Source organism: Companilactobacillus nodensis DSM 19682 = JCM 14932 = NBRC 107160 (genome assembly GCF_000615905.1).
Lineage (GTDB): Bacteria > Bacillota > Bacilli > Lactobacillales > Lactobacillaceae > Companilactobacillus > Companilactobacillus nodensis.
Genome location: NZ_BAMN01000007.1, coordinates 98,218 through 120,192, shown reverse-complemented (window position 1 = coordinate 120,192; position 21,975 = coordinate 98,218). Strand labels below are relative to the sequence as shown.

Genomic DNA, 21,975 nt, shown 5'->3' with positions numbered 1-21,975 from the left:
GGTGTAAAAATGCAAATTAGAAATAGTAAGAGAGAAAATGATTCTGATTCAAGAATCGATTACGGAATAATATTTTCCGTAATGATGTTGGCTTTAATAGGCTTAATGTCTATTTACGTTGCGACTATTCAGGATTCGCAGAATCCGATGAAGAATGTTGTGACACAGGTTGCTTGGTACACGATAGGAGCAATCATCATAGCAGTTATAATGCAGTTTGATGCGGAGCAATTGTGGCAAGTGGCTAACTACGTTTACTATGGAGGAATAGCGTTACTGATTTTAGTCCTCATATTTTATAGTAGAACTTATGCAGCGACGACTGGTGCTAAAAGTTGGTTCGCTGTAGGGTCATTTACGTTTCAGCCATCTGAAGTTATGAAACCCGCGTTTATATTGATGATGGGTAAAGTCATAACGAATCACAATAGTGAGTATCAAGTTCACACATTGAAGACTGACTTTTTGTTGTTGGGTAAAATGCTCTTGTGGACAGCTCCAGTAATTGTTCTATTGAAGTTACAAAATGACTTGGGTACTTTGTTGGTTTTCGTCGCTATTCTTGGTGGAATGGTTTTGGTATCAGGAATTGATTGGCGAATAATTTTGACGGCCTTTTTGATTGTCGCTGTAATTGGTGGTGCAGCACTGATGTTTGCTACCACTGATTGGGGACGTTCAATTTTAACTCACGCAGGATTCAGAAGTTATCAATTTGCACGTATCGATAGTTGGCTAAATCCTTCTCAGGATACCTCTGAGAATGGTTATCAAATCTGGCAGAATATGAAGGCCATCGGTTCTGGTCAATTATTTGGTAAGGGATTTAACGTCTCAAACGTTTATGTTCCAGTTCGTGAATCAGATATGATCTTTTCTGTTGTGGGTGAGAACTTTGGATTTGTAGGATCTTGTATTTTGATATTGCTATATTTCCTATTAATCTATCAAATGATTCAAGTTACTTTTGACACAAAAAATGAATTTTATGCATACGTCTCAACTGGTGTTATCATGATGATCTTGTTCCACGTCTTTGAAAACATCGGTATGAGTGTTGGATTGCTGCCATTAACTGGTATTCCATTGCCATTTATTTCTCAAGGTGGTTCAGCGTTATTAGGTAATATGATTGGTATCGGATTGATCATGTCGATGAGATATCATCATAAAAGTTATATGTTTGAAAATGGTACTTTTAAGCAAAGGTAGGTTTTTTTTATGGCAATTGATAAATATTTATGGGTTGAAAAAGGTGACGATACAACACGTATAGGTCTCACTGCAGCAGGTCAAGAAGCCCTTGGAAAAGTTAAGTTTATTGATCTTCCAGTCGTTGGACGTGAGATAAAAGTGGGAGATTCTACAGGTGAAGTCGAAGCACAAAAGGCTGTAATCGAGTTTGAATCACCAGTTTCGGGTACAATAGTAAAGGTTAATGATAAATTAACTGATAATCCGGAATTATTAAATGGTTCTGAGAAAGATGCTTGGCTTTTTGAAGTAAATAATTAAATATTTAAAACTTATAGTTTTATTGTTGCTTATTTCTTGCATGTTTTTTTAAGAACTGTTTAAATTATCCTGAAATTAATAAATGAATGGGGATAATTCAAATGAAAATTTTAGGTGAAAAAATTCGCCACTACAGAAAGCTCAGAGGTCTCTCTCAATCTGAGCTTGCCGATGGTATTTGTACTCAGGCTACTGTAAGTCTTATCGAGAAAAAAGATAAGATTCCTAGTATGGAGATCTTGGTTCGCATTTGTGAAAGACTGGGTATCACAATGAACCTCGTGATCGTTAATGACGATAGTCAAATTTATTCTATTATTTCTGATATTAAAGATTCATTTTATAAAGATGATTATCAGGGTATCAGTGATAAGTTGGATAAATTGAATGATATTAACGTCAATAACAAACAGGAGATCAAGTTAATTCATTTCTTCAATGGGTTAGTCGAATATGAAATTAACGAGAACTACGACAAGGCGATTTTTGATTTCAACCGCGCAATGAACGTTAACATAGCTAATATTGACATGTATGACATTTTAATCGATGTTTATACTGCTAAGGCTTATGTCAACAAGAAGTCTTCAGACGAAGCTAAGGTCTATTATGGGCAAGCCAAAGAATTGATTCAATCTAGTGCTGAAAAGATCAACGAAGATAATTATCATGATAGTATTTTGATTTACTCTAACATGGCTCAGTTATCCTTGGATCTAGATGACAATCAAAGTGCTGTTGACTTCGCTAACGAAGGTATCCATATAGCAAAGAAGGAGCAATCTTTGTTCAAACTTGATACAATGTATTGTTCAATGGCCGAAGCAGGAACACGTGAAGGTCAAAAATCCGACGAGGATTATATCAAAGCATATGTGATCTCAAGTATTAATGATAACAAGAATATTTTTGATAAATTAAAATCAAAAATTGATGAGATGAATCTAAATATTTTTAATAAATAACAATTTAAAAATTATTAATTTCAAATAAAAAAAGTGGGTTGATTAATTAAAATCAACTCACTTTTTTTTAATAATTTTTTTATTTTTTTGCTGTGGTTTCTGGATTGATTTGTTATCCAAATCAGTTCTTACTACAAGAACATCGCAAGCAGCAGTTCTTGTTACATATTCAGTAACTGAACCAATAAGCAATCTTTCCATAGCGTTAAGACCAGTAGCACCGATCATGATAAGGTCTACGCCTAACTTCTTAGGGAAGTCAGTAGCGATGATTGCCTTAGGGGCACCGTACTCAATACTGTAGTCAATGTCTGTTAATCCAGCATCTTTAGCAGTTTGAACATAGCTCTTAACTGTTTCCTTTGCTTTTTCAGTAATTTGTTCAACCATTGTTGAATCAAAACTTGAAACGTTTTGGAATGCACGTGTGTCAATTACATGTACTAGATGTACAGCTGCGTCATTTCTTTTAGCAACTTCCACAGCCTTTTTGAAAGCTAATTCAGCTTCAAATGAACCATCAATTGGTACGAGAATGTTTTTATATTGTTGTAACATGTTATCACCCCATTGATTAATTATATATCTTGCTTACATCTTCATTTTAGTTGATTGAGCCTGATAAATACAGTCATCTGCGAATATTTGCCAAATAAATTGAAAATCCAGCTGCGACGACACTTCCTAAAATAAGTGTTATGATGTTGGATTCTTTACTACCAACTATCATAATAATTATTCCTGTAATTGAAATTAATAATAATAATACAGCTGTAATTATCATGATGCTTTTCAAATTTAAGTTTTCATTTGGTGAATATATTAGGAATTTCCGGTTACGGTGACTCCATAAGTTATATGCTAGTGCTAGTAGAAAAATAATAAATATTAGCATTAAAATCTTAATTACCATTATTAATGACCACTCCGTTTGGGTTTATTTTTTAAATTATTTAATTGTTCGAGACGCATTTTTAATGCCTGTTCATATTTGCCAGTTGTATTTGGTTTATAAAAAGTTTCGTTAACTAAATTATCTGGTAAATATTGTTGGTCGACCCAAGCATTAGGGTAGTCGTGTGGGTATTTATATCCAACACCGTGACCAAGTTTCTTCGCACCACTATAATGAGCATCTTTGAGATCATCAGGTATCGACGAAGCTTTGCCATTTCTTACATCTTCTAATGCGGCATCAATAGCTTGCATTCCTGAATTTGATTTGGGACATAAGCACAAGTCGATCACAGCGTTAGCCAACGGAATACGTGCCTCTGGTAGACCTACCATTTGAGCCACTTGTGCAGCCTGTACAGCACGTTGACATGCTTGAGGGTTAGCTAGACCTACGTCCTCATATGCACACACCAGCAGTCTTCTGATAGCTGTAGTCAGTTCTCCAGCTTCGAGTAATCTGGCTAGATACAATAGGGCGGCATCGGGATCACTACCGCGAATAGATTTTTGAAATGCTGAAATAACATCATAATGACTGTCGCCATCCTTGTCAGCAGAGATAGCTTTTTTCTGAACGGATTCTTCGATCGACTTTAAGTCGATGTGAATGGCACCATCATCGTTTTCTTTGGTAGATAGAACTGATAACTCAAGTCCATTGAGGATACTTCTGAGATCACCATTGGTTGAACTGACCAGTAATTCCAAAGCGTTGTCGTCCAGATCAACATTATATTTACCCAGTCCATTGGTTTCATCATTCAGCGCACGTTTAACGGCCTTTTTGAGATCATCAGTTTCTAGTGGTTTCAATTCAAATATTTGTACTCTTGAACGAATTGCAGGGCTGATATTGATATATGGATTCTCGGTCGTAGCACCGATCAAAATAATGGACCTCGTTCTAACAATGGCAATAAGAAATCTTGTTTGGTTTTGTCTAGTCGGTGTATTTCATCGAGCATTAATACAACTGTGCCGCTCATTTTAGCTTCCTCAGCGACAATTTGCAGATCTTTTTTACTATCAGTAGCAGCATTCAACATGCGAAAAGCATATTTAGTGCTACCGGCAATGGCACTGGCGATACTAGTTTTACCAATACCAGGTGGTCCGTAAAGAATCATCGATGATAGCATCTTGACGTTAACCATTCTACGAATGATCTTATTCGGACCAACCAAGTGTTGTTGGCCGACAACTTCGTCAATGTTAGTCGGTCGCATACGATATGCTAATGGTTTTTGCATAAATCCTCCTATATAAAGTACAATAAGTATATTCTACAACAGAGAGTGGAGAAAGACGATTAGATTTCGAGCATTGCTTTCACCACAAAAAACAAAAAGGGAGATTATCATGTTCGACAAAAGTGATTTTGATGTCTTTAACGATGATACCTTATCTGGACGCTTGGGACTGATAAAACAGCAACTTGATCCCAAGTTTGAAATATTTGGTAATAAGTTAGTTGATAAGTTAGAACAAGAATATCAGCAAAAGTTTTATATGAAAATTGCTAAACACCAACGGAGGACTAAAAATCCACCTCCAGATACTTGGCTAGCAATTAATTTAGACAAGAGTGGTTATAAGAAGACACCACATCTTGAATTAGGCTTGTGGCCAGATCGATATTTCATTACTTTTGCTTTATTGGCGGATGCATATGATCGTCCAGAATATTATCCACTGATCGATAGCTGGCACGACAGCGTGGCGGCAGGGGACTGGTTAGTTTCAAATGATCATACGGTTGCCGAGATGAAACCTGCTAAGAACTATGCTGAGGTAGTGAACCGTTATTCCAAAGTTAAATCCAGTGATTTTGTCATTGGTTTTGATTTGTTGAAGACTTCAAATGAAGTTGAACATGGTAATTATGATAGTTTATTATTCGATAAATTTATTGAACTTAGCAAATTTTTAGTAATAGCAAATAAAGAGGTTGCGGAAAAATAATTCCGCAACCTTTTTATGCATTTGGGTATAAAAAAACATCCACATGAAGTGAATGTTTTGATAAATATTAAAGAATTTGGTTGTAGTATTCAACAATTAGAGATTCATCAATATTTGGTTCTAGTTCGTCACGTTCTGGGTTACGTACTAGAGAACCTGTCATTGTGTCTTCGTCAAATGTAACAAAACCAGGACGACCAACAACATTTTCAAGGTTAGCTTTAACAATAGCTAGGTCCTTTGACTTTTCACGAAGGCTGATCTTTTGACCAACTTTAACTTCGTATGATGGAATATCAACACGTTTGCCATCAACAGTGATGTGACCGTGGTTTACAAGTTGACGAGCTTGTGGACGTGAACTTGCAAGACCTAATCTATAAACCATGTTGTCAAGACGTGATTCAAGAAGAACCATCAAGTTGATACCATGGATACCGTCAAGTTTACCAGCACGCAAGAACAAGTTACGGAATTGACGTTCGTTAACGTCATACATGAAACGTAGCTTTTGCTTTTCTGTTAATTGTTGACCGTATTCTGAAATCTTACGACGATTGTTTTGACCATGTTGACCAGGAGCATAGTTACGACGAGCGATTTCCTTACCAGTACCTGAAAGTGAGATTCCTAAACGACGTGATAATTTCCAACGTGGGCCTGTATATCTAGACATAAATAAATTCCTCCAAAATTTTGTATGGAGTAAAATAATTAACAAGAGTTTAGCATTCGTGCAGTTACCGCTACAACTTTCACCACATGCAGCTGTGGGTTACTAGTTGAACAAATATGTCGGTAACTGTTGACGTTCTTGCCGCTCTTGGCTGCATATTTTACACAAAGAGTAGTGTAACTTGAATGGCGGACAAAGTCAAAAGAAATTTTTAGGCCAATATTTAAAACTTTATTATGAAAGACTATTAAAATAAATAGTGAGGTTGTTCTCTGGTATAATTCAAGTTATATGATATCGAATCATCATTAGGGGTGTTAAAGTGTCGACAATAATTATTGGAATAATTATTTTGATCTTAGTCTTCCTATGGTATATGTGGTTTTTGCAAAAGAAAAACGCAGGTACTCTTAATTCATACAAGGATCGTGCTGATGAATTAAAAGAAGACAGATTGAATGATAGATTAAAGAAAATAGAAGAAATGAAACTCGCAGGAGCTAGTCGAGATCAATTCAGTCATTTGAAATCTGATTATCAGAAGCAATTGAATGAAGTTGTTCCAGAAGTCCTACGACAAATTCGTGGTGCCGAATATAAGAATACACAATTCAAGGTTTTTGGATCATCTAAGGTATTGAAGCAAGTCGATCAATCACTTAATGATTTGAAGAGTAAGCTTGATAGTATTTCTGATGAGTTGGATGAATTGTCTAAGAGCGATGAACTTAACGCAACTCAAAGTGAAGCACTTCAACAGACATATGAAGATCTTCGTAAGAAGATCCTGACGCAGTCGTTTAATTATGGTAGTGCTGCAGATAAGCTAGAGGATGAACTCACTGAGATAGCAGGGTTGCTTGATAAAGAAACTCAATTGACTGATAAGGGTGATCACATTGAGGCTAGTCAATATCTGGACGATGTTAAGATCAAATTAGGATTGATTACTGATCAACTAAAAGTCATTGAACCTTTGCATCATGATTTGAATGAAGTATTTCCAGGTCAAATTGAAGAAATCAATTCAGTTTATCAAAAGTTGATCAATCAAAAGTATAATTTTGAAGAGGATGTCGAGTCCTTGATTAAGGATGTTCAGACTAGTCTGGATTCTGCTAATTCAGAGTTAGGTGAGTTGAACTTTGATTACGTTAACAATACTAATGAAGAAATAAGTCAAAACATTGACCATCTGTACGATATTTTATCTATCGAGATGGATGCCAAAAGAAGCGTTTTGAAGCAACAAAAAACAGTCTTAGATTATATCAATCATGCTAAATTCCAACACAATCGTTTGGATAGTCGGATTCAAAAGTTAACTAACGATTATATTTTGGCCGAAGATGATACTAAGAAGTTTAAGGAAAATCTTGTTGCGCTCAATGATATTAGAAGTCGCTTTGATCAAGATGTTCAAAACATCGCTGATAAGAATGCTGTCTTCTCACATGCTGAGAGTGATTTCAGAACAATTGTTAAACAACTGGATGATATTGAATCTAGTGAGAAATCGATCAATGACAATTTCAATCAAATGATTTCGAGTGAACGTATTGCTCGTAATAGCGTTGATAAGTATGCCAAACGTTTGGAGATTCAAAAGAAAGTTGTTGAGCAGTTACGTTTGAATGGTTTGCCAGATGATTATCTGGATTACTTCTACATGGTCTATGATGAGATCACTAAGTTGTATAATGAATTGGATGCCGAACAAATCAACATGGAAGATATAAGTAAGCAAGTTATTGTGACACAAGAGGATCTAGAGAATCTTGTTCAAAAAACAACCGACTTGAAGATGAATGTTCGATTAGCCGAAAAGCTATTACAATATGCTAATCGGTACGCAGACAAGGATGCAGACTTTGCCGATCAGTTAACTCGAGCACGCGCCTTGTTTGATGACGATTATGAATATGGCAAGTCGGTTGAAACTATTTCGGCAGCTTTGGAACGTGTTGAATCTGGTTCAGTTGAAAGAATTAAAGAAACAATTAATGCATAAATATGAATTTTGCGTTATCTTATAAGATAGTAAAAAAATTAAGGCCAGTAAGGCCTTTTTATTTTGGTGGGAAAAAATATGATTTATTTTGATAACAGTGCAACAACAAAAATCGAGAAAACAGTTCTCGATACATACAATGCAGCTAGTTTGAATTACTTTGGTAATCCATCCAGTTTGCATAAGCTAGGTTTGAAGGCATATGAGTTGCTGGAAACATCACGTAAGCAAATTGCTGAATTGATGGGATTCAAACCTTATGAGGTAGTCTTCACTAGTGGTGGTACAGAGGGTAATAACTGGATCATCAAGGGGACTGCTTTTAAGAAGCGTGAGTTTGGTAAACATATCATCACTACTTCAATTGAGCATCCTTCAGTTATGAATTCAATGCATCAACTCGAAGAATTAGGGTATGAAGTAACTTACTTGCCAGTTGATAAGACAGGTCACGTCAGTCTGATGATTTGAAGAATGCTATCAGAGATGATACTATTTTGGTCTCAACCATGGCTGTTAATAATGAGATTGGTTCAATTCAACCTATTCACGAAATGGCTCGTGTCTTGGATGATTATCCTAATATCAGTTATCACGTTGATGGTACACAAGCAATCGGTAAGAATATTGAAGATCAATTCATTGATCCACGTGTTGACTTCTATACTTTCTCAGGTCATAAGTTCCATGCTCCACGTGGTATTGGCTTCATTTATATGAAAGCCGGTAAGCAATTAGAACCACTTATGGCTGGCGGTGGTCAAGAAAAGAATCTTAGAAGTGGTACAGAAAATACACCTGCTATAGCTGCTATGGCTAGAGCATTACGTTTGCTCAAGCAAGATGAGGCTAAAAAGGCTAATAAGATGACGAAGTTAAAGACTGAATTAATCGAACATATTCAGAGTTTGCCTAATACACATGTCTTTTCAAAACTGTCTGACGACTTTGCGCCACACATTATTTGTTTCACAATTGATGGGGTCCGTGGTGAAACAGTCGTTCATACATTTGAGGACCGTGATATTTATATTTCAACAACCAGTGCCTGTTCATCTAAGAAAGGTCTTGAATCAAGTACACTAAAGGCAATGAGCACACCTGAAAAGGTTGCTACAAGTGCTGTTCGTGTCAGTTTGGATGAAAATAATACTGAAGCAGAAATGAAAGAATTTATTAAGAATTTGGATGAAGTTCATGATCACTTCCAGATTTTAAACTAGGAGAATTTAATGGAATATACTGAAATTATGGTTCGCTACGGCGAATTATCAACAAAGGGTAAGAATCGTAAGAGCTTCATTGACCGTCTACACGGAAATGTTGCTAAAGTATTGAAAGATTACCCTAATCTAGTAATGAGACCACATCGTGATCGTCTCCACATTCAATTGAATGGTGAAGATGCTCAACCTATTATGGAGAAGCTAAAGAATGTTTTTGGTATTCAAACTTTTTCATTGAGTGTTAAGGTTTCACATGATTTTGAAGATGTTAAAGCTAAGGCCATCGAAATGATGCATGAGGGTTGGAAGCCTGGTATGAGTTTTAAGGTCGGAACTAAGCGTTCAGATCATTCATATCACTTGGATACTAATCAAATCAACTTACAGCTTGGGGATGCTATCTGTGATGAGTTCCCTGGAATCGATGTTGAGATGAAACGTCCTGATATCAAGATCTCCGTTGAGGTTCGTCAAGATGGAATTTATTTATCATACCTTACAGTTAAAGGTGCCGGTGGCTTACCAGTTGGTACTGCTGGCAAGGCAATGTTGATGTTGTCTGGTGGTATCGATTCACCCGTTGCTGGATACTTGGCTATGAAACGTGGAGTAGATATTGAAATGGTTCATTTCTTCAGTCCTCCATATACTTCAGAACAAGCCTTGAATAAGGCGAAGGAACTTACAAGCAAGTTGACTGTCTTTGGTGGTAACATCAAATTCATCGAAGTACCATTTGCTGAAATCCAAGAAACTATCAAATCATCTGTTCCGGAAGGCTACTTGATGACGATTCAGCGTCGCTTTATGTTGAGATTGACTGACATGTTGCGTGAACAAGAGAATGGTTTGGCTATCTTCAATGGTGAAGCTGTTGGACAAGTTGCTTCACAAACACTTGAGAGTATGGCTGCTATCAATGATGTTACAACGACACCTATCTTGCGTCCGGTCGCAACAATGGACAAGACTGAAATCATCAAACTAGCTGAAGATATTGATACGTTCAATCTTTCTATTCAACCATTTGAGGACTGTTGTACAGTTTTTGCTCCACCAAGTCCTAAGACTCGCCCTAATATTGAGAAGACTCGTAAGTTTGAGAGTTCTCTTGATATCGACGGTTTGATCGAACGTTCATTGGCTGGTGTTAAGATCACAACTATCGAACATGGTGATCACTTCATGGAACAACAACAAGAAGATATCAGTACTTTACTATAAAATTATAATTGACGTTTTGTGAAATATGTTTTATTATCAAATCAACAGCTTTGAGCAGGAGTGTTATATCAAGTTACTTCAGAGAGTACATGTTAGCTGAGAATTGTACATTCACGAGATTTAATTGTTACCTGTGAGCTATCAAAATGATCGGGCCACCGTTATCTGTTGAGAGGAAAGTCTACTAGTAGACTTTCAATTTAGGTGGTACCGCGAGCATTTCGTCCTATTCAGGATGAATGCTCTTTTTTTATTTTTAGGAGGAAAATACATGAGAGAAATCGACATGGATACTAAGTATAATCCCAAAGAAGTTGAAGAGGGACGTTATCAAACATGGCTTGACGAAGACGTTTTTAAGCCTTCTGGTGATAAGAAAGCAAAACCTTATTCAATCGTTATCCCACCACCAAATGTTACTGGTAAGTTGCACTTGGGCCACGCATGGGACACTACAATTCAAGATACATTGATTCGTTACAAGCGTATGCAAGGTTATGATACTTTGTATCTACCAGGTATGGATCATGCTGGTATTGCTACACAAGCTAAGGTTGAGGCTAAGCTACGTGAACAGGGAATTTCAAGATACGACCTTGGCCGTGAGAAGTTTGTTGACGAAGTTTGGAAGTGGAAGGATGAATTTGCTTCCATCATCAAATCACAATGGGGTAAATTAGGTCTTTCATTAGATTACTCTCGTGAAAGATTTACCTTGGATGAAGGATTATCAAAGGCCGTTCGTAAGGTCTTCGTTAAGTTATATAACGAAGGATTGATCTATCGCGGTGAGTACATTATCAACTGGGATCCACAATTACAAACAGCTTTGTCAGATATTGAAGTTATCCATAAGGATGATAAGGGTGCATTCTATCACGTTAAGTACCCATATGCCGATGGCTCAGGTTATATCGAAATCGCTACGACGCGTCCTGAAACAATGTTTGGTGATATCGCCATTGCGGTTAATCCCAGTGATGAAAGATATAAAGATATCGTTGGCAAGGAAGTTATCGTTCCATTAGTTGACCGTAAAGTTCCAATTATTACTGATCACTATGTTGATAAAGAGTTTGGTACTGGTATGGTTAAGATCACACCAGCCCATGACCCTAATGATTTCTTAGTTGGTAATCGTCACGATCTTCAACGCATCAACACAATGAATCCTGACGGAACAATGAATGAGAATGCTGGTAAGTATAACGGTATGGATCGTTTTGACGCACGTAAGGCTATCGTTAAGGATCTTGAAGACGGAGATTACATGCTTAATGTTGAACCAATCGTTCACAGTGTTGGTCACTCAGAGCGTTCAGATGCACAAGTTGAACCAAGATTGTCTACACAATGGTTCGTTAAGATGAAGCCACTTGCTGAAATGGCTTTGAAGAATCAAGAGGGCGACAACAAAGTAAGCTTTGTTCCTGACCGTTTCGAAGATACTTTCAAACAATGGATGGACAACGTTCATGATTGGGTTATCTCACGTCAACTATGGTGGGGACATCAAATCCCTGCTTGGTATAACAAGGAAACCGGTAAGATGTATGTTGGTGAGGAAGCACCTAAAGATATCGAAAACTGGACACAAGAAAGTGATGTTCTAGATACTTGGTTCTCAAGTGCTCTATGGCCATTTTCAACTATGGGTTGGCCAGATGAAGATTCTGATGACTTCAAGCGTTATTTCCCAACTGATACTTTAGTAACTGGTTACGATATTATCTTCTTCTGGGTATCAAGAATGATTTTCCAAAGTTTGAAATTTACTGGTGAACGTCCATTTGAACATGTTGTTATTCACGGTTTGATCCGTGATGAGCAAGGACGTAAGATGAGTAAGTCACTTGGAAATGGTATCGATCCAATGGATGTTATTGAGAAGTACGGTGCCGACGCACTTCGTTGGTTCTTGATGAATGGATCAACTCCTGGACAGGATACACGTTTCAGTTATGACAAGATGGACTCGGCTTGGAACTTTATTAACAAGATTTGGAATGCTAGCCGTTTCGTTATCATGAATCTTGATGACAATACTCCAGCTATGGATGATTTATCTAAGGTAACTCGCTATGACTTATCTGATAAGTGGATCTTGGCTAAGTTGAACAATACTGTCAACGAAGTTAACCGTTTGATGGACAAATTTGAATTTGGTGAAGTTGGCCGTAACTTGTATAACTTCATCTGGAATGACTTCTGTGACTGGTACATCGAAATGAGTAAGGCTACACTTACTGGTGAAGATGGCGAAGCTAAGGGTCAAAAGAGAATGATCTTGGCATATGTCTTAGATAAGATTCTTAGACTTATGCACCCAATCATGCCATTTGTTACTGAAAAAATCTGGTTGTCAATGCCTCATAATGGTAAGTCAATTTCATTAGCTGCATATCCTGAAAACCATGATGAATTCAAAGACGAAAAAGCTATGAATGATATGGATATTCTGATCGACTTGATCAAGTCAGTTAGAAAGATTCGTCTTGAGGCTAATGCACCACTATCTAAGGCGGTTGATATTCTTATCAAGCCACAAAACGACGATATCAAACAAGTTATTTTGAATAACAAAGAGTATGTTGACAGATTCTTGCATCCTAAGGAATTGAAAGTTGAAACTGACTTAGAAGCTCCAGCTCTTGCTATGACAGCTGTTACTAACGGAACTGAAGTTTACATTCCATTGGCCGAGTTGATCAATCTTGATGAAGAAATTGCTCGTCAAGAGGAAGAATCAGCTAAGATGGACAAGGAAATCACTCGTTTGGATAAGAAATTATCAAACAAGAACTTTGTTGATAAGGCACCAGAAAAAGTTGTTGCTGAACAAAAAGAAAAATTAGCTGATTACCAAGCTAAGCAAGCTAAAATTCAACAACGTATCGATCAATTAAAAGCTAATAAATAATTAAATAATGGGGGAAAGACATTTATTTGTCTTCCTCTTTTTTGATTTATGAAAGGAATATAATGCTTAACAGTTATCAAGAAGCAATAGAATATATTCACGCATTGCCCAAATTTCATCGAACAAATAAATTGGATCGGATCAAGTCAGCGTTAGAAAAGCTCGGTGATCCGCAGAATGATTATCCGACTATTCATGTCACTGGTACCAACGGTAAAGGTAGTGTCTGCAATTATTTATCTAATTTGTTGGAAGCTAATGGTGAGCGAGTGGGGATGTTTACGTCACCGTTCATCAATGTCTTCAACGAACGGATTCAGATAAGTCATCAAATGATCAGCAACAGCGAATTGTTAGATCTGGTGAACTATATAATAGAAAAAATTGATGAAAATACCTTGTCGGAATTCGAATTTGTTACTTGTATGGGTTTCTTATATTTCAAAGGGCGTGTCGATGTAGCTATTATCGAAGTTGGTATTGGTGCGACACATGACAAAACCAATGTAATCGATCCTGATGTGTCAGTCATAACCTCGATTGCAATGGATCATGAACAGTTGATTGGACCAACGATCCAGGATATTGCGGTGGAAAAATCAGGCATCATTAAGCCTAATAAGTCTTTAGTTACGGGATTATTGCAAGATTCAGTTCGTGAGATAATCTTAAATCATGCTAGAGAGTTGGATAGTTCTGTTTATGAATATAATCATGAATTAAAAATTAAAAATTTGAATATAAACAATTATGAAATAAATTTTAAATTTAACGATATAATTGTGAAAGTTGATGGAATTGAAGAAACAACGGCCATTAATGCAGTAATTGCAATTCAGGCTTTCATTTGTTACGAAAAAGAACATAATCAAGAATATGATTTAAAATCAGTCATAGCTGAAATTGAGAATAAAAAATTGCCGGCTAGATTACAAATTGTCCACAAACATCCGTTGGTTATCCTTGATGGAGCACATAATTTGGCAGCAATTGATAATTTAATCAATTCTTTAATAACAAATGACCATAATAAAGATATAATTACTATGTATGCTGGAATGAAAGATAAAGATCGACATGATATTTTAGACTTTTTAACTAGTAATACTAAGGAAGTATTTGTTACCAGCTTAGACATGCCACGTGCTGCCAAGGCTGCTGACTATGATTTTTCTAAGTATCACAATGTAACTTATATTGAAGATCATGTTCAATGTATGAATAAGCTGATCAATAGTTTGAAAGATGAACAAACATTGCTGATTACTGGATCATTTTATTTAGTTTCAGAGTTAGAGGGATATTTCGCGTAGTTTAAAGTATAATGGTAAACTTACGAGAAAGAATTACAAAAAATGGTATCAAGTCACTAGAAACTAAAGAATTAATAGCTGTAATATTAGGCAGAGGAACCAAAGGCAACAATGTTGTAGAATTGGCGGATAAAATTGTCTTTGAATCACAGAATTTGAATCTGGATATGAAACAATTAATAGCTTATAAGGGAATTGGTATAGCTCAAGCTTGTAAGATTTTGGCCGCTTTTGAACTTGGTCAGAGAAAACTTGAAGCAGATTCTTTATTAAGCCAGATTGTAGATTTATCGAGTTTAAGTGAACATTTAATAAAAAAAATCGGTAACTCACCACAAGAAAAGTTAGTGGCCGTTTATTTGGACAATAGCTATCACGTAATAGCTGAGAAAATAATTTTTGTTGGAACTACAGATGCTGCAACGGTTCACCCGAGAGATATAATTCGAGAGGGACTTTATGTTGCTGCTACTCAGATAGTTATCGCGCATAATCACCCAAGTGGTCGGTTAGAGCCTTCTGAGAACGATAAGAATTTTTCTTTAAGGTTGTTTAAATGCTGTCAGCTAATGGGAATCAACCTGATAGATCATGTAATTGTTACAAAAAAAGCATATTCAAGTATGAAATCACAAAAATTTATTTAGGTATGTCTTTGGACTACTTTAAATTGGTCTTTTGTATGATATAATTTTGGATAGCGTAAAATGTGGTGTGTACTTTAAAGGAGAGAATATAAATTGTTTGGTATTGGATCAAAAAAATTAGGAATAGACTTGGGAACTGCTAATACCCTTGTTTATGCTGAAGGTAAAGGCATCGTTTTAAACGAGCATCAGTCGTTGCAAAGAACAATAATACTGGAGAAGTCGTTGCTGTTGGTTCCGATGCTCGTGAAATGATCGGACGTACTCCAGGCAGTATTTCAGCAATTCGCCCCATGAGAGATGGAGTTATTGCTGACTATGACACAACTGCAGCCATGATGAAGTATTTCATCGAAAAAACTGCCGGTAATTCAAAACCATCAGTTATGGTTTGTGTACCAAGTGGTGTTACAGAAGTTGAAAAAAGAGCCGTTATCGAAGCTACTCAGCATGCGGGTGCCAGAGAAGCTTATGTAATTGAAGAACCATTCGCAGCTGCTATTGGTGCTGGACTTCCAGTTATGGATCCAACAGGTAATATGGTTGTTGATATTGGTGGTGGTACTACTGATGTTGCCACTATTTCATTAGGTGGTATCGTTTCATCACGTTCTATCCGTGTTGCTGGTGATAAGTTCGATGATTCTATCTCATCTTATATCAAGACAAACTTCAACTTACAAATTGGTGAAAGAACAGCTGAAGACGTTAAAATTCAAGTTGGTTCAGCTTCGATCGAAAAGGCTAAAGAGCTTGAAACAATGCAAATCCGTGGTAGAGATTTAGTTACAGGTCTTCCAAAGACTATCCAATTAACTGGTGAAGACATTGCTACAGCTATTCACGAAGATGTTCAAGAAATCATTGAGACAATCAAAGAAACCCTTGAAGAAACATCTCCTGAAATTGCTGCTGATGTAATTGATCACGGTATTGTACTTACTGGTGGTGGAGCCTTGTTACATCATCTGCCAGAAGTTATTTCTGAAGCAACTGGAGTACCTGTATTCATTGCTCAAGACCCACTAGATTGTGTAGCCATCGGTACTGGAGAATCACTTAAAAATATCGATGTAATGCGTCGTCAAAAATAAGCGGGTTAATCCCGTTTTTTTTGTTTACTGTAGGAGGAAGCAATGCAAAAGTTTTTTTCAAACAAAAAGTTAATCATTCTGATGGTAATCCTTATCGTGACTTTTGGACTTTTAGCGGTAACCGTGAATATTCGAGATAACAAGGACACTCCTCCTGTCGTTCAACAAGTGGGGAATGATGTTGTTAGCGTCGTTGGTGGAGTATTTGCTTATCCAACTAATGCTGTTAAGAACGCTTCTTCAGAGTTTTCAGATTTGTATAATACATATACAGAAAACAAACACTTGAAGGCAAGAATCGATGAATTAGCTCAAAATCAAGCAAAACTAAAAGTTGTTCAGGATGAGAATAAGAAACTAAAACAAGAATTAAAATTAGATGGAACTTTAACAGACTATACAACAGTCAATGCTTCAGTATTGTCGCGTTCACCAAGTAGTTGGCAAAGTTATTTGACGATCAATCGCGGTTCGTCTAGCGGTTTGAAGAAGAATATGCCAGTTATGTCTGGTAAGGGACTAATTGGCCGTATTATTGAAGTTGATAAGATCAGTTCCAAAGTTGAATTGATTTCAACTAATAACGAACTGAATGATAAGTTTGCCTCTGAAATTCTGGATGACAATAGTAATGCTGTAACAGGTGTTGTCAGTCGCTATGATAGTGCATCCGGTAAGTTAGTTATGGAAAATGTTAATTCGACTAAGGGAATCAAAAAAGGTCAACGTATCATCACATCTGGTTTAGGTGGAAGAACACCTCGTGGATTGTACATTGGTAAAGTTTATGGAATTAAAAAGGACAACTATGGTATGACTAATTCTGTATATATAACTCCAGCAGCTGAGCTAAGAAACTTTACTGTTGTTACAGTCATCAAGTCATCGGTTAGTGGTGAAGAATAATGAATATCAAAACTCAAAAGATCGTCGGACAAGTTATATTTTTGCTGCTAACGTTTTATCTTGACGGTCTGATGAAGTGGGCATTCTTGAATAACATGAATACTGGAGATTTTATGATCTTGCCACAAATCATGTTGATGGCAGTTGTATTGATTACGATGAGAATTGATGATCGCCGACAAATCTTGGCATATGGGATCATCTTTGGCTTGTTCTATGATTCGTATTACTACGGTATCATTGGATTGTACACTGTACTTTTGCCACTCATCATGGTAGGTATCGACCATTTTAAATTTCTCTTCGTAAAATCGAATATGGGTTATGAGTTATCAATTTATTTCTTAGCCTTAACGTTTTTACAATCAGGTGTCTATGTATTGGAGAGATTGCTTCAACAGACAAGTACGAATATTTTTGATTTTATAACTTATGTATTAGGGCCAACGTTACTTTGGAATATGGTGGTATTCTTCATACTATATATTCCGTTTGCCAATTTTAGTGACTGGTTAGCCAAATATAGGAGGGAAAGTAAATGAGTAACGTCACTCTTAAAGGTAGTAAAGAGGGATTTGTTGTAATCATTAATGATGAGAGTGACTTCCGACAAGCATTAAAAGACTTGAAAGAACTAATTCTTAAACAAAACATTGGATCTGCTGACGATGATGTTATTCAATTTACTATCAAAACGGGTAATCGACTCTTGACTGATGCACAAATTAAAGAGGTTAAGAAGTCATTTACTGATTACCCACAGATTGAAATTAAAGATATTATTTCAGAAGTTGAATCTAAGATTGAAGTTTCGAAGTTATTAAAAGCTAACAAAATGAATATTGAAACTGGAATTGTCCGTAGTGGTCAAAAACTTGAATTTGAAGGAGACGTATTATTCTTAGGCGTTCTTCACGAAGGGGCACAGATCAGTACTAATGGCTCAGTCTATATTTTGGGTCGTGTCAATGGAATCGTTCAAGCGGGTTATCCTGACAATACGAATGCAGTTATTTTTGGTAATCTGAAACACGCCGCACAATTGAGAATCGCTGATGTTATTGAGATTGTAACTGATGACAATGCTGATAAGCTTGATAATCATCAGTTTGCTTACATTGATGATATGCATTCGATCAGTGTTAATGATTTGGCAGATTATAAAGAGGTTATGAGTAATTCTAGAAAAAGGACGGTTTAGTTATGGGGATATCTATTGTTGTAACGTCTGGTAAAGGTGGCGTTGGTAAAACTACCACGACCGCTAATATTAGTTCCGTCTTAGCAAGTCTTGGGAAAAAAGTTTGTATGGTGGATCTAGATATTGGTCTTCGAAATTTGGATGCTGTTTTGGGGCTTACAAATCGTATTGTGTATGACATTGTTGATGTGGCACAGAACCGAGTTGTTTTGTCACAGGCACTAGTTAGAGATCCAAGATTTGAAGACAATTTGTATTTGTTGGCTGCGTCACAGTTCGCTGATAAATATGTGTTGGATCAAGATTCAGTTAGAAGAATAATTACTTATTTGAAGCAACGTTTTGACTTTGTCATGATCGACTGTCCAGCTGGTATCGAGTATGGTTTCCAGAATGCTGTTACAGTAGCCGACGGTGCTATTGTTGTAACCAACCCTGAACTAGCATCAGTAAGTGATGCTGATCGAGTAGTTGGGATTCTGGAGAGCATGAAAATGCCTATCACGCCACATTTGATCATTAATCGTATTCGTAAGAATATGATCAACGAGGGTACTTCGATGCGTATTGATGATATTGTCAATCATTTGAGGATTCCCCTACTGGGTGTGGTGGTTGATGAAGATGATGTAATTGCTGCTTCAAATGCAGGTAGAACAGTTATTTCAGATAAAAATAGTGATGCGGGACACAGTTACCGCAACATTGCACATCGCATGTTGGGTGAAAGTATTCCACTAGATATTTTTAATGATGAAAAAAGACTGAGTTCTTCAGCAGAGTATTTGGTAGACGAAAGTAATAATGGTACAATGTTGTTAAATCAAATAGTCAACACAGGGGGAGCCTTTGGCTGAGAGTGATTAAATTCAGACCCTTTAAACCTGTTATGTTAATACATGCGTAGGGATAGTGTTGTTCAAGTGTACAAAAACTCGAACTCTCTTGTGATGACTGAAATCAGAAGGGAGTTTTTTTGTGGCTAAAGTAATGTCTAAACCTAATAATTTGGTGGTGCTAACAGAAGGGGCGATAATTGTTGCTGCTGCTCAAGCATTATCATTCGTACCTCATGACTTAGGAGTTTCATCTATACAAATCGTCTACGGACTTATTCCGATGGCAATTTATGCATTGAGACGAGGATTAAAACCTGGTTTAACAGCTGGATTAGTATGGGGAATCTTGGATTTGATCTTGAAGGGATTCAGTAGTGGGGGATTCTTGAACCCTCTACAAGGATTTGTTGAATATCCGCTAGCCTTTGCAGCAGTAGGATTGGTAGGCCTAGGTAGTGTTCAGGTCAAGAATCGAATCGAGAATGACAAGAACCCGCTAGGATTGATAATTTTGTATTCAGGTATTGGATTTTTCGCCAAATACTTCTTACATTTCATTGCTGGTGGTATTTATTGGGGTGCTTATGCACCTAAGACGATGAATCCTTGGATCTATTCAGCTGTTATCAATGGTGGTAGTTTCATCGCTAATATGATCATGATGTTAGTGTTACTAGTGGTTCTTAGCAGAGTATTCAAGAGATTTATAATTACCAAAAATTAAGCATAAAAATAGCGTCAGGGTAAGTGCAAATACTTACTCTGACGCTATTTTTGTCTTTAGATAAAGCTCATCAATGATCCTAAGACCACACCACCGATAGTTACTAAAATCATTAGCCAAACAACAACTTGGATGATTTTTGTTAGGGTACTTTTAGGTCTTTTTTCGTCGTTCAAACGTTCCACCACCTAGTTTTTATATATGAGAAATCTTACGTCACATGACATAATTATGCAACATTTGAGGTCAAAATAACAGTGATTTTGGGATAGTCCCCCACCATGATATATGTTGATATATCAATAAATAAAACGTTTTATACATATCAGTGTCATTTTTCACAATATGAAGTGGTTAATTGTGGTGATTTGTGGTAAATTAAGAAGTGTTAAAGAATTGAGGTGAGCTATGGATGTTCATGGGGGAGTTTCATCACACCATTGATAGTAAAGGCCGAATAATTATCCCTGCAAAATTCCGTAAGGAAATAGGGGATACTTTTGTCATTACCCGTGGTATGGATGGTTGCCTCTTTGGATACTCCATGGATCAATGGAGCAAACTTGAGGCTCAATTGGATAAGTTGCCTTTAACTAAAAAAGATGCTCGTGCCTTTACTAGATTCTTCTATTCCGCCGCCGGTGAAATGGAATTTGATAAGCAAGGACGTGTTAACTTATCAGCATCTTTAATAGAATTTGCTAAATTAAAAAAGAATTGCGTGGTAGTTGGTGTTTCTGACCGAATTGAAATTTGGGATGAAGTTAAATGGACGGAGTTCAGCCAACAAGCCGAAGATAACTTTGAAGAAATATCGGAGAAAATGACAGACTTTGACTTCTAATGAATTTGTACATAAGACAGTATTATTAAAAGAAACAATCGATGAGGTTAACCCTAGGGATAACGCCATCTTTGTTGATGCTACGTTTGGTCGTGGCGGTCACACTAAGGAATTACTTAGTCGTATCAACAATAGTACCGTTTATGCATTCGATAGAGATGAAGCTGCCATTCAAACCGGTGAAGAGATCCAAAATAACCCAGATATTATTGGCAGTAACAAATTAGTTCTTATTCGTGATAATTTTGAGAATATGAAAGAACGTTTGAATGAAATAAATGTTTTTGCTGTCGATGGTGTTGTTTATGATCTTGGAGTTTCTTCACCACAGTTTGATGATGCCGTTCGTGGATTTAGCTACAAAAAAGAAGCTAGATTAGATATGCGAATGGATCAGCGTCAAGAATTGGATGCTGAAAAGATAGTTAATGATTGGTCATACAATGAATTAGTAAGTATTTTTTATAAATATAGTGATGAGAAGTTCTCAAAGCAAATTGCTCGTTCGATTGAACGTACCAGAGAAGACCATCGAATAACTTCGACGTTGGAATTAGCAGACATTGCTAAAAATGCTATTCCGGCAGCTCGGCGTCGTACTGGTGGACATCCAGCTAAGAGGATTTTTCAAGCTATTAGAATCGCGGTCAATGATGAACTTGGTTCACTTGAAAGATCGCTCGAACAAGCGATTGATTTGTTGGCACCAAAAGGCAGAATCAGCGTTATTACATTCCAATCTAAAGAAGATCGAATTGTAAAACACATTTTCAAAGAAAATTCAGAAATTGATCTGCCAAGGGGACTCCCTGTGGTTCCAGACAATTTGAAACCACTATTAAAACAAATTACCAGAAAACCTATTTTACCTAGTGAAGATGAATTAGAAGAAAATAATCGTGCGCACAGTGCGAAATTGCGTGTTGTTGAGAAGATTTAGTTATGGAGAAT

19 protein-coding genes, 3 pseudogenes and 1 riboswitch are annotated in these 21,975 nt (G+C 36.7%); of the genes and pseudogenes, 18 read left to right on the top strand and 4 right to left on the bottom strand.

Going from position 1 to position 21,975, the window contains the following annotated elements; all coding sequences use genetic code 11:
* Window positions 1–9 precede the first annotated feature (9 nt).
* From JCM14932_RS06940 to JCM14932_RS06930, 3 genes are all read left to right on the top strand, one after another.
* Entirely contained in the window at window positions 10–1,212 is a 1,203-nt protein-coding gene (locus tag JCM14932_RS06940) for an FtsW/RodA/SpoVE family cell cycle protein (protein WP_034542780.1), read from the top strand.
* 9 nt (window positions 1,213–1,221) lie between these two features.
* Complete coding sequence (locus JCM14932_RS06935; RefSeq protein WP_025024251.1) at window positions 1,222–1,515, top strand: glycine cleavage system H family protein; 294 nt, start codon at window positions 1,222–1,224, stop codon at window positions 1,513–1,515.
* Window positions 1,516–1,616: 101 nt separating this feature from the next.
* Window positions 1,617–2,480 carry a helix-turn-helix domain-containing protein gene (locus JCM14932_RS06930; RefSeq protein ID WP_025024250.1) on the top strand — a complete coding sequence of 288 codons (864 nt, stop codon included), beginning with the start codon at window positions 1,617–1,619 and terminating at the stop codon, window positions 2,478–2,480.
* Between the two features lie 57 nt (window positions 2,481–2,537).
* On the opposite strand, the gene JCM14932_RS06925 is transcribed toward JCM14932_RS06930, so the two are convergent.
* Entirely contained in the window at window positions 2,538–3,038 is a 501-nt protein-coding gene (locus JCM14932_RS06925; protein WP_025024249.1) for a universal stress protein, read from the bottom strand.
* A 357-nt stretch (window positions 3,039–3,395) separates the two neighbouring features.
* Window positions 3,396–4,687 (bottom strand): annotated as a pseudogene (locus tag JCM14932_RS14835) (replication-associated recombination protein A).
* Between the two features lie 109 nt (window positions 4,688–4,796).
* Between JCM14932_RS14835 and JCM14932_RS06910 the strand changes: the two are divergent.
* Window positions 4,797–5,399 (top strand): DUF1054 family protein, encoded by a 603-nt coding sequence (locus JCM14932_RS06910; RefSeq protein WP_025024247.1) that lies wholly within the window; start codon window positions 4,797–4,799, stop codon window positions 5,397–5,399.
* Window positions 5,400–5,466: 67 nt separating this feature from the next.
* Here JCM14932_RS06910 and rpsD read toward each other — a convergent pair whose 3' ends face one another.
* A complete protein-coding gene (gene rpsD / locus JCM14932_RS06905) occupies window positions 5,467–6,075 on the bottom strand; it encodes a 30S ribosomal protein S4 (protein ID WP_025024246.1) in 609 nt (202 codons plus the stop codon).
* Between the two features lie 322 nt (window positions 6,076–6,397).
* Between rpsD and JCM14932_RS06900 the strand changes: the two genes are divergently transcribed.
* From JCM14932_RS06900 to thiT, 12 genes and pseudogenes are all read left to right on the top strand, one after another.
* The gene (locus tag JCM14932_RS06900; RefSeq protein WP_025024245.1) at window positions 6,398–8,086 is read left to right on the top strand and encodes a septation ring formation regulator EzrA; all 1,689 of its coding nucleotides are present in this window, start codon (window positions 6,398–6,400) and stop codon (window positions 8,084–8,086) included.
* A gap of 78 nt (window positions 8,087–8,164) precedes the next feature.
* Window positions 8,165–9,309: pseudogene (locus tag JCM14932_RS14830) on the top strand (cysteine desulfurase family protein).
* A gap of 9 nt (window positions 9,310–9,318) precedes the next feature.
* Complete coding sequence (gene thiI / locus JCM14932_RS06890; RefSeq protein ID WP_025024244.1) at window positions 9,319–10,536, top strand: tRNA uracil 4-sulfurtransferase ThiI; 1,218 nt, start codon at window positions 9,319–9,321, stop codon at window positions 10,534–10,536.
* Window positions 10,537–10,807: 271 nt separating this feature from the next.
* Window positions 10,808–13,456, top strand: coding sequence for a valine--tRNA ligase (locus JCM14932_RS06885; protein WP_025024243.1), 2,649 nt, complete (start codon window positions 10,808–10,810; stop codon window positions 13,454–13,456).
* 62 nt (window positions 13,457–13,518) lie between these two features.
* Window positions 13,519–14,769: a bifunctional folylpolyglutamate synthase/dihydrofolate synthase gene (locus JCM14932_RS06880; RefSeq protein ID WP_025024242.1), complete on the top strand. Its 1,251-nt coding sequence runs from the start codon at window positions 13,519–13,521 to the stop codon at window positions 14,767–14,769.
* 11 nt (window positions 14,770–14,780) lie between these two features.
* Window positions 14,781–15,416 (top strand): RadC family protein, encoded by a 636-nt coding sequence (radC, locus tag JCM14932_RS06875; protein ID WP_235700550.1) that lies wholly within the window; start codon window positions 14,781–14,783, stop codon window positions 15,414–15,416.
* A gap of 93 nt (window positions 15,417–15,509) precedes the next feature.
* Window positions 15,510–16,510: pseudogene (locus tag JCM14932_RS14825) on the top strand (rod shape-determining protein).
* Between the two features lie 42 nt (window positions 16,511–16,552).
* Window positions 16,553–17,416, top strand: coding sequence for a rod shape-determining protein MreC (gene mreC, locus JCM14932_RS06865; RefSeq protein WP_025024240.1), 864 nt, complete (start codon window positions 16,553–16,555; stop codon window positions 17,414–17,416).
* Window positions 17,416–17,958 (top strand): rod shape-determining protein MreD, encoded by a 543-nt coding sequence (gene mreD / locus JCM14932_RS06860; protein WP_025024239.1) that lies wholly within the window; start codon window positions 17,416–17,418, stop codon window positions 17,956–17,958. Before mreC ends, mreD begins: the two co-directional genes overlap by 1 nt.
* Window positions 17,955–18,617, top strand: coding sequence for a septum site-determining protein MinC (locus tag JCM14932_RS06855; RefSeq protein WP_025024238.1), 663 nt, complete (start codon window positions 17,955–17,957; stop codon window positions 18,615–18,617). Before mreD ends, JCM14932_RS06855 begins: the two co-directional genes overlap by 4 nt.
* A 2-nt stretch (window positions 18,618–18,619) precedes the next feature.
* Window positions 18,620–19,474, top strand: a complete 855-nt coding sequence (gene minD, locus JCM14932_RS06850) for a septum site-determining protein MinD (RefSeq protein ID WP_025024237.1) — start codon at window positions 18,620–18,622, stop codon at window positions 19,472–19,474.
* Window positions 19,447–19,545, top strand: a riboswitch (TPP riboswitch). Its footprint overlaps the gene before it by 28 nt.
* A 62-nt stretch (window positions 19,546–19,607) precedes the next feature.
* On the top strand, window positions 19,608–20,180 hold the full coding sequence (thiT, locus tag JCM14932_RS06845) for an energy-coupled thiamine transporter ThiT (RefSeq protein WP_025024236.1): 573 nt from the start codon (window positions 19,608–19,610) through the stop codon (window positions 20,178–20,180).
* Window positions 20,181–20,236: 56 nt separating this feature from the next.
* Here the strand turns inward: thiT and JCM14932_RS16290 are convergent, their stop codons facing one another.
* Complete coding sequence (locus JCM14932_RS16290) at window positions 20,237–20,356, bottom strand: DUF4044 domain-containing protein (RefSeq protein WP_081776120.1); 120 nt, start codon at window positions 20,354–20,356, stop codon at window positions 20,237–20,239.
* 236 nt (window positions 20,357–20,592) lie between these two features.
* On the opposite strand from JCM14932_RS16290, the gene mraZ reads away from it, so the two are divergent.
* Window positions 20,593–21,024 carry a division/cell wall cluster transcriptional repressor MraZ gene (gene mraZ / locus JCM14932_RS06835; RefSeq protein ID WP_025024235.1) on the top strand — a complete coding sequence of 144 codons (432 nt, stop codon included), beginning with the start codon at window positions 20,593–20,595 and terminating at the stop codon, window positions 21,022–21,024.
* The gene (rsmH, locus tag JCM14932_RS06830) at window positions 21,014–21,964 is read left to right on the top strand and encodes a 16S rRNA (cytosine(1402)-N(4))-methyltransferase RsmH (protein WP_025024234.1); all 951 of its coding nucleotides are present in this window, start codon (window positions 21,014–21,016) and stop codon (window positions 21,962–21,964) included. The genes mraZ and rsmH overlap by 11 nt, the downstream gene beginning before the upstream one ends.
* The last annotated feature ends 11 nt before the right edge of the window (window positions 21,965–21,975 follow it).